We start from the raw sequence: 12,984 nt of genomic DNA, 5'->3' as shown, positions 1-12,984 counted from the left end.
CAAGCTGACCCACCGCTATCGCAGGCAAGCCAGCTCCCACATTTCGACCGTATTTACAGGTCGAAAAACTCAGTCGCCAGTGGCAATCGCCCGCTGTGGATCAGTAATCCACTCACTCCACGACCCCGCATACAACTTGCCCAACGGATACCCCGCCAGGCTCAGGGCAAACAGGTTATGACACGCCGTCACCCCCGAGCCGCAATAGGCCACCAGCTCATCCGGTGAACGACCTTGCAACTGATCCGCAAACCGTTGCTTGAGCTGCTCAACCGGCAAAAACCGTCCATCGCTGCCCAGGTTTTCACTGAACGCCGCACACTGCGCCCCCGGAATATGCCCGGCGACCGGGTCGATCGGCTCCACCTCACCGCGAAAGCGCGGCTGGGCACGGGCATCGAGCAAGGTCAGGCCCGGCTGGCCCAGGCGCTTTTGCAGGTGTTCAGCGTCCAGCAACAAATGGTTGTCCGGCGTGCCGGCAAAGGTCCCGGGCTCGATGACTGGCGCATCCAGGCTCAACGGCAAACCCGCCGCATGCCAGGCCTTGAGGCCGCCATTGAGGATAAACACGCCATCACGCTTGCCCAACCACGCCAGCAACCACCACGCCCGGGCGGCAAATGCGCCGGGGCCGTCGTCATACAGCACCACGTCGGTATCGGCATTGATGCCCCACGCCCGCAGTTGCTGCACCAACGTCTCCGCGGCTGGCAGCGGGTGACGACCGGTCACGCCCTTGGTCACCGGCCCACTGAGATGGCGCTCCAGGTCGGCATATTGCGCGCCCTCGATATGCCCTTCGGCGTAGCTGCAACGCCCGTAATCCGGGTCTTCAAGGGCAAAGCGGCAATCAAGGATCACCAGCCCGGGCGACTGCTGGCGCTCGGCCAATTGCTGGGGGCTGATCAGTTGGGCAAGCGGCATGACGGACTCCTGTGGACAGATTCGGGAAAGGTCCTACTTCACTTCTTCCAGTGCCTGATTCAACGGCACGTAAAACTCTTTGAACAACGCGTCGACCGCGTCCTTGGCCTCGGGCGTGACAAACCCGGCCTCCAGCACCAGCACCTGGTACACCCCGCGCTTGATCGCCTCGGCGCTCAGGTGGGCGGAATTTTCATTGGTGGTACACAGGAAGCGCACCCACGACGTAAGAATGATCCACGCGTTGAGGGTCAGGGCTTCGGTCTGGATCGGGTCCATATTGAGGATGCCGGCATCGACGAACCCCCGGTAGATCGCATTGCCCTGGATCAGGCAGCGCTGGGAAAAACGCCGATAGCCGGTGGCCAGTTCCGGGTCGCTTTCCAGCAGGTGTTCAAGGTCGCGGTGCAGGAAACGATAGCGCCACATGCCGGCGAGCAAGGCCTGCAAGTAAAAACGTTTGTCCTGGACGGTGGCGGCGCGCCCCTCGGGCGGACGCAGGAAACTGTCCACCAGGGCTTCGTATTCGCGAAACAGCACGGCGATGATCGCCTGCTTGTTGGGGAAGTGGTAGTACAGGTTGCCCGGGGAAATTTCCATATGGGCAGCAATATGGTTGGTGCTGATACTGCGCTCGCCCTGCTGGTTAAAAAGCTCCAGGCTGGTTTGCACAATGCGCTCGCTGGTCTTTACTCGTGGTGCCATAGGGGAATCAGCTTCTATACACGTGATGGGGCATCTTACGGCCTATCCCGGCCTGGATAAAACTGCATGTTGCTGCAATGTTATTTGACAATTTAGAGCAATGACTCTAAAAATCCAGGCAGACCTATAACAACCGGGAACTGCGCCATGTCTGCCAACGTTGCCTACCTGCAAGATTCCCAGGCGCTGGAACACCTCCAGGACCTGTTCGACGCCCAACAACGCGCCTACGCGGCCAACCCGATGCCGCCGGCAGGCCAACGCCAGCAATGGCTCAAGGCCCTGCGCGATTTGCTCAGCAACGAACGCCAGGCGTTGATCAACGCCATCAGCCAGGATTTCAGCCACCGCAGCGCCGACGAAACCCTGTTCGCCGAACTGATGCCCAGCCTGCACGGCATCCATTACGCCAGCAAACACCTCAAAGACTGGATGAAACCTTCACGCCGCGCTGTAGGCATTGCCTTCCAGCCCGCGTCCGCCAAGGTCATCTACCAGCCGCTGGGCGTGGTCGGCGTGATTGTGCCGTGGAACTACCCGCTGTACCTGGCCATTGGCCCGCTGGTCGGGGCGTTGGCGGCGGGCAACCGGGTGATGCTCAAGCTCAGCGAATCCACCCCGGCCACCGGCGAGCTGCTGAAAAAGCTGCTGGCGAAGATCTTCCCCGAAGACCTGGTGTGCGTGGTGCTCGGCGAGGCCGATATGGGCATCGCGTTTTCCCGGCTGCGCTTCGACCACCTGCTGTTCACCGGCGCCACCAGCATCGGCAAGCATGTGATGCGCGCGGCGGCCGAACACCTCACGCCGGTCACCCTGGAGTTGGGCGGCAAGTCGCCGGCCATTGTCTCCGCCGATGTGCCGCTCAAGGACGCCGCCGAACGCATCGCTTTCGGCAAGGCCTTGAACGCCGGGCAAACCTGCGTGGCGCCGGACTACGTGTTGGTGCCGGAAGATCGCGTGGAGGGTTTCATAGAGGCCTACACCCAAGCGATTCGCGGATTTTATCCGACCCTGGCCGACAACCCGGACTACACCGCCATCATCAACGAACGGCAATTGGCGCGGCTCAATGCCTACGCCAAGGACGCCACCGACAAGGGCGCCACGCTGATCCCGCTGTTTGAGCAGGGCCAGGCACGGCGCATGGCCCACAGCCTGCTGCTGAATGTCAGCGATGACATGACGGTGATGCAGGACGAAATCTTCGGCCCGCTGCTGCCGATCGTGCCATACCGCGGCCTTGACCAGGCCTTTGCCTACATCAACCAGCGCCCTCGCCCGCTAGCCCTGTATTACTTCGGCTACAACAAGGGCGAACAGAACCGCGTACTCCACGAAACCCATTCCGGCGGCGTGTGCCTGAATGACACCCTGCTGCACGTGGCCCAGGACGACATGCCGTTCGGCGGCATCGGCCCCTCGGGCATGGGCCACTACCACGGCCACGAAGGTTTCCTCACGTTCAGCAAAGCCAAAGGCGTGCTGGTGAAGCAACGCCTGAACGCGGCGAAGTTGATCTACCCGCCTTATGGCAAGGCGATCCAGAAGTTGATCCAGAAGCTGTTTATCCGCTGATAACACCACTCTCGGGATAACAATAAAAATGAACCCCAGCCTGACTGAAACACCCGCGCTGTCACGGCGCGGCGTCTTGAAAATCGGCCTGTGCGCCAGCGCCTTCCTCGCCACTGCCGGACTCGGCGCCAGCCTCAGCGGCTGCTCCAGCAGCACACCGGCCAGCGGTTTTGTGATGTTGCGCAGCAGCGACCTGCCGTTCCTGCGCGCGGTGATCCCGGTGCTGCTGGAAGGCGTGGCCAGCGCCGAGGCCGTCGCCAGCGGAGTCGAGAACACCCTGAAAAAGCTCGATTTCAGCCTGCAACGCCTGTCGCCGGAGATGTTCAAGCTCACCCAGCAACTGTTTGACGTGCTGGGCATGGGCATCACCCGTGGGCCGCTGACCGGGATCTGGGGCAGCTGGGAAAACGCCAGCAGCGAGCAGATCCGCACCTTCCTGCATCGCTGGGAGAACAGCTACCTGAACCTGCTGCGCATGGGCCAGGGTTCGTTGCTCAAGCTGGTGATCATGGCGTGGTACTTCCAGCCGGTGTCGTGGGCCCACTGTGGCTACCCCGGGCCACCAAAAATCTAGCCTTTGCTAACCCAATCAAAACTGTGGGAGCTGGCTTGCCTGCGATAGCGGTACATCAGTGAAGGTTGTATTGGCTGACACACCGCCATCGCGGGCAAGCCCGCTCCCACAGGGGGTTTGCAGTGTTTGTCCGAACTCAACTTCGTATAAAAACAAGAGTGCATTCCTATGCCCGTACCCGATCTGTTCCGTGAAGGCCTCGCTCGTGGCTGGAAAACCCACAACGGCGCCGCCCTCGACAGCGACCTGACCCTGGAAGCCGACGTCGCCATCATCGGCAGCGGCGCCGGCGGCGGGACCACCGCCGAGATCCTCAGCGCCGCCGGCTACAAGGTGCTGCTGATCGAAGAAGGCCCGCTCAAGACCAGCAGCGATTTCAAGCTGCTTGAGGACGAGGCCTACACCAGCCTGTACCAGGAAGGCATCGGCCGCATGAGCAAGGACGGCGCGATCACCATCCTGCAAGGCCGGGCCGTGGGCGGTACCACCTTGATCAACTGGACGTCGAGTTTTCGCACGCCGGACGCCACCCTTTCCCACTGGGCCAGCGAATACGCGGTGAAGGGCCACAGCAGCGCCGAGATGGCGCCGTGGTTCGAAAAAATGGAGCAACGCCTGGGCATCGCGCCGTGGGCCATGCCGCCCAACCCCAATAACGACGTGATCCGCAAAGGCTGCGAGAAGCTTGGCTACAGCTGGCATGTGATCCCGCGCAATGTGCGTGGCTGCTTCAACCTGGGGTATTGCGGCATGGGTTGCCCGGTCAACGCCAAGCAGTCGATGCTGGTGACCACCATCCCATCCACCCTGGAAGCCGGCGGCGAGTTGCTCTACCTGGCCCGCGCCGAACGCCTTAAATACAGCGGCGACACCATCAGCAGCCTGGAATGCGTGGCCATGGACGCGCTGTGCGTGGCGCCCACCGGTCGCAAGATCACGGTGAAAGCCAAGCACTACGTGCTCGCCGGCGGCGGCATCAACAGCCCGGCGCTGCTGATGCGCTCGGACGCTCCCGACCCGCATTCACGGGTGGGCAAACGCACCTTCCTGCATTTGGTGAATTTCTCGGCGGGGCTGTTCGACGAGGTGATCAACCCGTTCTACGGCGCGCCGCAGTCGATCTATTCCGACCATTTCCAATGGCAGGACGGCACCACCGGCAAAATGTCGTACAAGCTGGAAGCACCGCCCCTACATCCTGCGCTGGCCAGCACCCTGCTGGGCGGCTATGGCGAACAGAACGCCCTGGACATGAGCCAATTGCCCAACACCCACGCCATGCTCGCGCTGCTGCGGGACGGCTTTCACCCCGACAGCCCCGGCGGCACCGTGGATCTGCGCGGTGACGGCACGCCGGTGCTCGACTACCAGGTCTCGGACTACGCCTGGGACGGCCTGCGCCGCGCCTTCCACAGCATGGCCGAGATCCAGTTCGCGGCGGGTGCCAGGTCGGTCAAGCCGCTGCACCACGATGCGCGCTACGTGAAAACCCTGGGCGAAGCCCGCGCGATGATCGACGGCCTCAACCTGGAACTGCACCGCACCTGCCTGGGCAGCGCCCATGTGATGGGCGGTTGCGCCATGGGTGAAGACCCGAAAAACGCGGTGGCCGATAGCCTCGGGCGCCATCATCAATTGCGCAACCTGTCGATCCACGACGGTTCGCTGTTCCCCACCAGCATTGGGGCCAACCCGCAATTGTCGGTGTATGGATTGACCGCGCAACTGGCGACCGCGTTGGCCGAACGTCTGAAAACAGCGTGAAAAAACACGGTCTATCGTGCTTTCTTCTACATAAGTTGACTTGGCCGACCGGGATGGCTGCGATACCATCCGGTTCCCCAACGGACTCCGCCAGGACGACGCGATGAACCGAGTGTTGTACCCAGGTACCTTCGACCCGATTACCAAAGGCCATGGCGATCTGGTCGAACGCGCCTCACGCTTGTTCGACCATGTGATCATCGCGGTCGCAGCCAGCCCCAAGAAAAACCCGCTGTTTCCCCTGGAACAGCGCGTGGAGCTGGCGCGTGAGGTCACCAAGCACCTGCCCAACGTGGAAGTGGTGGGCTTTTCCACGCTGCTTGCGCACTTCGCCAAAGAGCAGAACGCCAATGTGTTCCTGCGCGGCCTGCGCGCGGTGTCGGACTTCGAATACGAATTCCAGCTGGCCAACATGAACCGCCAACTGGCGCCGGACGTGGAAAGCCTGTTCCTCACGCCGTCGGAACGTTATTCGTTCATTTCCTCGACGTTGGTCCGTGAAATCGCCGCTTTGGGCGGAGATATCACCAAGTTCGTCCACCCAGCCGTGGCCGATGCGCTGACGTTGCGCTTCAAGAAGTAAGACCGCCTGATCGGCGCCCGCTCGCACTGCGGGCGCCAATGCGGCACAATTGCGCGCATTAGTTTTCAGATGCCCTGGCTGACAGCCCTGGCAGGAGTTTCCATGTCCCTGATCATCACCGACGATTGCATCAATTGCGACGTCTGCGAACCCGAGTGCCCGAACGCTGCCATTTCCCAGGGTGAAGAGATCTACGTGATCGACCCGAACCTGTGCACCCAGTGTGTCGGCCACTATGACGAACCGCAGTGCCAGCAGGTCTGCCCGGTGGATTGCATTCCACTGGATGAAGCGCATCCGGAGACGGAAGAGCAGTTGATGGACAAGTACCGCAAGATTACTGGCAAGGCTTAAGGGCCTCATCGCAGCGATGCGGCGACCCGACAAGCCAGCTCCCACACTTGATCGGGTTCACACGGTCAAAATGTGGGAGCTGGCTTGCCTGCGATAGCGATATCAGCCCTCACACAGCAATCAGCTCTGGCACCTAGGGCAAAACACACTCGCCCGCTGCCCCAGCATCACATTGCGCAACTCCGTCCCGCACACCTTGCACGCCTCGTTCCCCCGGCCATAAACGAACAGCTCCTGCTGGAAATACCCCGGCTGCCCATCCCCACCGATAAAGTCGCGCAATGTCGTACCGCCCCGCTCGATAGCGGCGGCCAGGATGCGCTTGATCTCGATCGCCAGCTTCAAATAACGCGCCCGCGAGATACCGCCCGCCTCGCGACGCGGATCGATCCCCGCCGCAAACAGCGCTTCGGTCGCATAGATATTGCCCACGCCCACCACCACCGCGTTGTCCATGATGAACGGCTTCACCGCCATCGAACGCCCACGGGATAGTTTGAACAAGCGCTCGCCATCAAACAGATCGGTCAACGGCTCCGGCCCGAGGCGGAGCAGCAGTTCGTGGTTGTGCGGGTCCTGACTCCAGAGCATCGCGCCAAAACGCCGTGGGTCGGTGTAGCGCAGGGCCAGGCCCGACTCCAGCTCGATGTCCACATGTTCATGCTTGAGCGCCGGCAGCCCGACTTCCACCAACCGCAAGTTGCCCGACATGCCCAAATGGCTGATCAGCGTGCCCACTTCGGCGTTGATCAACAGGTACTTGGCCCGCCGCTCCACCAAGACGATGCGTTGCCCGGACAGGCGCACATCCAAATCTTCCGGGATCGGCCAGCGCAGGCGCCGCTCGCGCACGATCACGCGGCTGACGCGCTGGCCTTCCAGGTGCGGCGCAATCCCACGCCGGGTGGTTTCGACTTCGGGCAACTCGGGCATAGGTACCTCGTAAACGGAAGGGTCAGTGTGCGCCCAGTTCGCGGATCGACAACTTCATGCTTTCGAAGTCGTAGTCCGACAGGCCCACGTAGTCCAGCACCAGGTGGCTGATGGCATTCCACTCATGGTCCACCGACTGGTTGCCCAGCACACGGTAGGACGAGCAGATGTGCTCGGCCATTTTCAGGATCGCCAGCAGGTTTTTCAGCTGCGGATTGCGCGACGATTCATCGCTGAAAATCGCCAGGGCGTTGTGGTGGTTGGCGATGGCGTCGGTCACATGCTGCGGCAGGCGCCAGGATTTCGCGGTGTAGTAGCCCACCACCGCATGGTTGGTGTTGAACGCGTTGTTCTCGGTGTCCACCACACGGCAGTCCGGGCCGGCGTTGGCGTAGGCCTCTTCGAGCACCGCCATGTAATTGGGGAAACGCTTGAGCATCAGCGGCACGCCGCAATCGTGGAACAGGCCGAGGGCGTAGGCTTCGTCCACCGCCTGGGCGCCGGTGCGCTTGGCCAGGGTCAGGCAGGTCATGGCCACGTCCTGGGCGGTGTCCCAGAAACGGTTGAGGGTGACGATGGTGTCATCGCTCATCTCGCCCTTGATCGACAGTGCGTTGATCAGGTTGATGATCGAGCGGCTGCCCAGCAGGTTCACGGCGCGCTGGATCGAGGCGATCTTGTTGCTCAGGCCGAAATACGACGAGTTGACGATCTTCAGCAATGCGCCGGACAGGCCAGGGTCCTGGGCAATCAGCCGGGCGATCACTTCCAGGTCCGGGTCGGGCATGTACTGCTCCATCTGCAGATCCACCATGATCTGCGGCTGGGGCGGCACACTGATGCCTTGCAGGGCCTGTTGGATCTGTTCGGCGGATAGCTCTTGGGACATAAGTACTTACTCTGGACTAGGCGGGGATTCTAACCTCTAAGCAAACCTGACCGACACCTCAATAACCTGAACTGAAACCCGATCCAATGTGGGAGCTGGCTTGCCTGCGATAGCCTCACCACCGTACGTCAGATACACCGCACCGCCTGCATCGCAGGCAAGCCAGCTCCCACATGAAACAGCGTGCAACAGGTATACTCCCGCTCTTTTTTCCGGAGCGACGTCATGTCCCTGCCAAGCCTGCGTCTCAAAGCCAACGCCGATCGTCGTTTGCGCAACGGCCACCTGTGGGTCTACAGCAACGAAATCGACGTGGCCGCCACCCCACTCCACGGCTTCCAGGCGGGCGACCAGGCTATCCTGGAAGCGGCCGGCGGCAAGACCCTGGGCATCGTGGCCATGAGCCCGAACAACCTGATCTGCGCGCGCCTGCTGTCGCGCGACATCAAGTTGCCGCTGGACAAGTCGCTGCTGGTGCACCGCATCAACGTCGCCCTGTCCCTGCGCGACCGCCTGTTCGACAAGCCGTTCTACCGCCTGGTCTACGGCGACTCCGACCTGCTGCCAGGCCTGGTAGTCGACCGTTTCGGCGACATCCTCGTGGTGCAGATCGCTTCGGCGACCATGGAAGCCCATAAAGCAGACGTGATCGCCGCACTGACCCAAGTGCTCAAGCCGAGCGGCATCCTGTTCAAGAACGACTCCGCCGCACGCGACGCCGAAGGCCTCAACCGCTACGTCGAAACCGTGTTCGGCCTGGTGCCGGAGTGGGTCGCGCTGGAAGAAAACGGCGTGAAATTCGAAGCCCCGGTGATCCAGGGCCAGAAGACCGGCTGGTTCTACGACCACCGCATGAACCGTGCGCGCCTGGCCCCATACGCCAAAGGCAAACGCGTGCTCGACCTGTACAGCTACATCGGCGGTTGGGGTGTGCAAGCTGCGGCCTTCGGCGCCAGTGAAGTGTTCTGCGTCGACGCCTCCGCCTTCGCCCTCGACGGCGTCGAGCGCAACGCGGCGCTGAACGGCGTTGCCGAGAAGATGACCTGCATCGAAGGCGACGTGTTTGAAGCGTTGAAAGAACTGAAAGCCAGCGAAGAACGCTTCGACGTGATCGTCGCCGACCCTCCGGCCTTCATCAAGCGCAAAAAAGACATGAAGAACGGCGAAGGCGCCTACCGCCGCCTGAACGAGCAAGCCATGCGCCTGCTCAGCAAGGACGGCATCCTCGTCAGCGCGTCGTGCTCCATGCACTTGCCGGAAGACGACCTGCAAAACATCCTGCTGACCAGCGCCCGCCACCTGGACCGCAATATCCAGATGCTGGAACGTGGCGGCCAGGGCCCGGATCACCCGGTGCACCCGGCGATTGCCGAGACGCGTTACATCAAGAGCATCACGTGCCGCCTGCTGCCTAACAGCTAAGTCGCGCACAGCTCAAAAGGTTGGCTAGGTCAATGTGGGAGCTGGCTTGCCTGCGATAGCGGTGTATCAGATACACCGCTATCGCAGGCAAGCCCGCTCCCACACTTTTTTGTGGTGTGTCTGGAATTTGATTGAATTCCATTTTTCGCAGACTAGTATCGGTTTTCTGGTTTTACTCCGGGAAAACAAAAACAATGTCTGGGCCCACCCTCTCGCGCTTCATCCTCATCACCTGCATCTCCCTGATCAGCTTCTTCCCGATCAATATCCTGCTGCCCTCCTTCCCCGCCCTGTCCGCCCACTTCGATACGCCCACCGCCGACGTCGCGCTGTCCATCAGCCTGTTCACCCTGGTCTTTGCGGTCTCGCAACTGGTCGCCGGGCCGCTGTCGGATAAATGGGGGCGCAAGGAAGTGCTGGTCGGCTGCATCAGCCTGTCGATCCTTGGCGCCATCGGTTGCGCACTGGCGCCGGACTACCTGAGCTTCCTGCTGTTTCGCAGCGTGCAGGCCATGGGTTGTGGATTTTTCGTCCTGGGCCACGCGCTGGTGGAAGACCTGTTCGACGAACAAGACCGCGCCCGCGTGCGCCTGTATTACATGACCTTGAGCGGCTCGTTTGTCGCGCTGTCACCGCTGATCGGCTCCTGGCTGCAAACCACCTTTGACTGGCAAGGCAGCTTCTACGGCTTTGCCCTGATGGCGTTGGGCATGTTGATCCACGCGGCCTGCATCCTGCCGTCGAAGGCCGGCAGCCCGCACCGCGCCGCCGTTTCCATCATCGGCACGCTGAAAGCCGTCGGCAAAAATCGCGATTTCCTACGCTACTGGTGGATCGCCGCGCTGGTGTTCACCTGCTACTTCGCGCTGATCAGCGTGACGCCGCTGATCTTCATGGACACGCTGCAGCTCTCCGAATACCAATACGCGCTGGTGCTGATGGTGTACGGCGTGGCCTACCTGCTCGGTGGCGTCGCGGCGTCGTATTTGCAGAAGCGCATCACGCTGTCGCGGCAGATCACGATCGGCCTCGGCTTGCTGAGCGTCGCCGGGGTGCTGCTGACATGGATTGTCAGCGTGGATGCCATCAGCACCGTCACCTTGCTCATCCCGATGCTGATCAGCGCCCTCGCCGTGACGCTGGTACGACCCGCCGCGATTTCCGCCGCGATGCTGTTGTTCTCCAGCAGCGCCGGCACGGCCGCGTCGGCGGGCAACAGCATCATGTTTCTCACCGCCGCCGTCAGCAGCGCGGCGCTGGCCCAGGCCGGCGATTATCTGCTGCTGACCATCGCCCTCAGCTTTATCGTGCTCAGCCTCTGGGGGCTGGTGACCAATCGGCAGACTACGGCTCGCGCATTACCGGCGTGAGCAGCATGTCACTGGTCTGCAACTGCCGGTAACGCGGCTTGACCAGCTCGATCCGGCCGATGCGGATGTCGTGGATCAGCGTCTCGGTGTCCACATAGCCGTCCGGCAGTTGCGTCCAGACCAGTGGGCCACGATCATCCCACTTGCCCTTCTCATCCAGGGCAAAAATGCGTGGTGGCTTGAAGTCGTGGCGGTAGCCGGTGTTCGGAATCGCCAGCACTTCGGGCTGGCCATCCAGGTCGAGGTCCACCGCCCACAACACACACTTGGTCTCGCACGGTGAGTCGGTATCCAGGCTCAGTTCTGCAAACTGCTCGCTGCCCTTGGGCTTGGGGCCGATCCATTCCAGCTCGGACTTGGGCCGCTGGGCGCGCTCCTTGGCGTATTGCTCGCTGAAACTCAGCGCCGTGTCGTCCATCCGCTCGCGCAAAATACGGCGCGAGTCCGCGTCGAGAATGCGCTCTTTATCCAGATCCTCCTGCAGCTTGGCGTAAGCCTCTTCACCCGCCTTTTCCAGGCCGAAACGCAGGTAGTGCGCATCAAAGGCCGCGGCCTTGGTGCGCCCGTCGAGCAAGCGTTGCACCTGATCATTCACACTGATCTGCACCGGGTTGAGCAACGGCGTGTTGATCAACACCACCAGCGCACAAAACAGTAGCGCCAATGCCGGGTTGGTCACGCGCAAGTTGCCCAGCCACACAGGCTTACGCAACACCACCGCCCACACCGCCGCCAGGCCATACAAACCGCACAATAACGCCGCCGCCAACGCGATGAAGCGCTGCGGCGACAAGGCATATTGCTCGACCCGCAGCCAACTCGAATAGAACGCCAGCGCCGCGAGCACCGGCAGGCACAACAGGCTCAACTCGATAAACCGCGTCAACCACCGGGGATAGGGCCGAGGCTGCCGGCCATCCTGGAACACACCATTGAGCAGGAACAACTGCGCCCCGGCCAACACCAGCAGAATCGGCGTGGAGTAGCCCGTGGCCCAGATCCGCCCGAGCCCGGTAAACGGCAGGGCCAGGGTAAACAGCACGCTGATCAGCGCGATCAGCGGCAGCAGCAACCCACAGGCGCTGAGCAGCATGCTGCGCATCTGGCCGATGACCTTCTCGCTGCGCGCCGCCAGGTACATGCCCAGCGCGAACACCAGTGGCAGGGCGAAACACAGGAACAACTCACTCCAGAAGTGCCGCTCGAAAAACTCGATGCCCAGCATCAGGAACAATCGGCTCCACAGCTTGAGCAAGGCCATGAACAGCCCCACCAGGATCAGCGCGTAGAGCACGATAAACACGCTGTTCCAGGCTTGCTGGAACAGGTCTTCATAGCGCCAGCGCTGGCCTTTGGCGCTAGGCCAGGCGAACAGGAAGCTGGCGCAGACGTAGCTCAGCACCACCACGCTGATAAACCACGAGTTGATCGCCCAACGGTTGTCGCCGATATGCTCGACGCCATAACACACCCACAGCGTCATGCCGCCCATCAGCAGGGTGAACACCAGCGTCGGCAACAACGAACGCCAGTGTCGGACTTTTTCCCCGAGCAACTGCAACGTGGTGCCGCCTACCAGGACCAGGGTGTAGGTGACAAAAAACAGCGCTTCGTTTACGCGATAAAGCTGGTCGGAGTAATAGAAGGCGATTCCCTGGACCAGGCCGATCAGCAGGTAGAACCCAAGAAAACGATTGATACCGGGCATTCCAGTTCCTTTGGAGTGGGGGGAGGGCAAAAGGCCGCCAGTCTAAACAAAGCCGCAGGCCCTGTAATGCCCCGTTCCCTCCAGCCGCCAGCGGTGTAGAATCGGCCCTATTCATCGCCAGTCATCCCCCGGCGGGTTTATGAGCTCGAGGCCCAAGCAAGCGGCGATCCCGCGACGCGAGTG

At 61.7% G+C, this 12,984-nt stretch carries 12 protein-coding genes; 7 read left to right on the top strand and 5 right to left on the bottom strand.

What is annotated here, in order from left to right; genetic code table 11:
- Positions 1-69: 69 nt before the first annotated feature.
- Together B348_RS0103495 and B348_RS0103490 are read right to left on the bottom strand one after the other, a co-directional pair.
- A complete protein-coding gene (locus tag B348_RS0103495) occupies positions 70-924 on the bottom strand; it encodes a sulfurtransferase (RefSeq protein ID WP_017734773.1) in 855 nt (284 codons plus the stop codon).
- A gap of 33 nt (positions 925-957) precedes the next feature.
- Positions 958-1,629 (bottom strand): TetR/AcrR family transcriptional regulator, encoded by a 672-nt coding sequence (locus tag B348_RS0103490; protein ID WP_017734772.1) that lies wholly within the window; start codon positions 1,627-1,629, stop codon positions 958-960.
- 147 nt (positions 1,630-1,776) lie between these two features.
- Here B348_RS0103490 and B348_RS0103485 point away from each other — a divergent pair, with 147 nt between their 5' ends.
- From B348_RS0103485 to B348_RS0103465, 5 genes are all read left to right on the top strand, one after another.
- Positions 1,777-3,204 carry a coniferyl aldehyde dehydrogenase gene (locus tag B348_RS0103485; protein ID WP_017734771.1) on the top strand — a complete coding sequence of 476 codons (1,428 nt, stop codon included), beginning with the start codon at positions 1,777-1,779 and terminating at the stop codon, positions 3,202-3,204.
- Positions 3,205-3,232: 28 nt separating this feature from the next.
- Positions 3,233-3,778, top strand: a complete 546-nt coding sequence (locus tag B348_RS0103480; RefSeq protein ID WP_017734770.1) for a hypothetical protein — start codon at positions 3,233-3,235, stop codon at positions 3,776-3,778.
- Between the two features lie 168 nt (positions 3,779-3,946).
- Complete coding sequence (locus B348_RS0103475) at positions 3,947-5,542, top strand: GMC family oxidoreductase (RefSeq protein WP_017734769.1); 1,596 nt, start codon at positions 3,947-3,949, stop codon at positions 5,540-5,542.
- Between the two features lie 103 nt (positions 5,543-5,645).
- Positions 5,646-6,125, top strand: a complete 480-nt coding sequence (coaD, locus tag B348_RS0103470; RefSeq protein ID WP_003176711.1) for a pantetheine-phosphate adenylyltransferase — start codon at positions 5,646-5,648, stop codon at positions 6,123-6,125.
- A gap of 102 nt (positions 6,126-6,227) precedes the next feature.
- The gene (locus B348_RS0103465; protein WP_017734768.1) at positions 6,228-6,479 is read left to right on the top strand and encodes a YfhL family 4Fe-4S dicluster ferredoxin; all 252 of its coding nucleotides are present in this window, start codon (positions 6,228-6,230) and stop codon (positions 6,477-6,479) included.
- 120 nt (positions 6,480-6,599) lie between these two features.
- On the opposite strand, the gene mutM is transcribed toward B348_RS0103465, so the two are convergent.
- Together mutM and B348_RS0103455 are read right to left on the bottom strand one after the other, a co-directional pair.
- Positions 6,600-7,412, bottom strand: a complete 813-nt coding sequence (gene mutM / locus B348_RS0103460) for a bifunctional DNA-formamidopyrimidine glycosylase/DNA-(apurinic or apyrimidinic site) lyase (RefSeq protein WP_017734767.1) — start codon at positions 7,410-7,412, stop codon at positions 6,600-6,602.
- A gap of 22 nt (positions 7,413-7,434) precedes the next feature.
- The gene (locus B348_RS0103455; protein WP_177325309.1) at positions 7,435-8,247 is read right to left on the bottom strand and encodes an HDOD domain-containing protein; all 813 of its coding nucleotides are present in this window, start codon (positions 8,245-8,247) and stop codon (positions 7,435-7,437) included.
- Positions 8,248-8,526: 279 nt separating this feature from the next.
- On the opposite strand from B348_RS0103455, the gene B348_RS0103450 reads away from it, so the two are divergent.
- Positions 8,527-9,723 carry a class I SAM-dependent rRNA methyltransferase gene (locus B348_RS0103450; RefSeq protein WP_017734765.1) on the top strand — a complete coding sequence of 399 codons (1,197 nt, stop codon included), beginning with the start codon at positions 8,527-8,529 and terminating at the stop codon, positions 9,721-9,723.
- A 194-nt stretch (positions 9,724-9,917) separates the two neighbouring features.
- Entirely contained in the window at positions 9,918-11,093 is a 1,176-nt protein-coding gene (locus B348_RS0103445) for an MFS transporter (RefSeq protein WP_017734764.1), read from the top strand.
- Here B348_RS0103445 and B348_RS0103440 read toward each other — a convergent pair.
- Positions 11,068-12,801 carry a DUF4153 domain-containing protein gene (locus tag B348_RS0103440; protein WP_017734763.1) on the bottom strand — a complete coding sequence of 578 codons (1,734 nt, stop codon included), beginning with the start codon at positions 12,799-12,801 and terminating at the stop codon, positions 11,068-11,070. The two genes, B348_RS0103445 and B348_RS0103440, sit on opposite strands and share 26 nt — an antisense overlap.
- Between the last annotated feature and the right edge of the window lie 183 nt (positions 12,802-12,984).

Origin of the sequence: Pseudomonas sp. CBZ-4 (assembly GCF_000346755.1) — a bacterium.
In the GTDB taxonomy this organism is placed as follows: Bacteria; Pseudomonadota; Gammaproteobacteria; order Pseudomonadales; family Pseudomonadaceae; genus Aquipseudomonas.
This window is presented reverse-complemented; position numbering and strand designations above follow the sequence as displayed.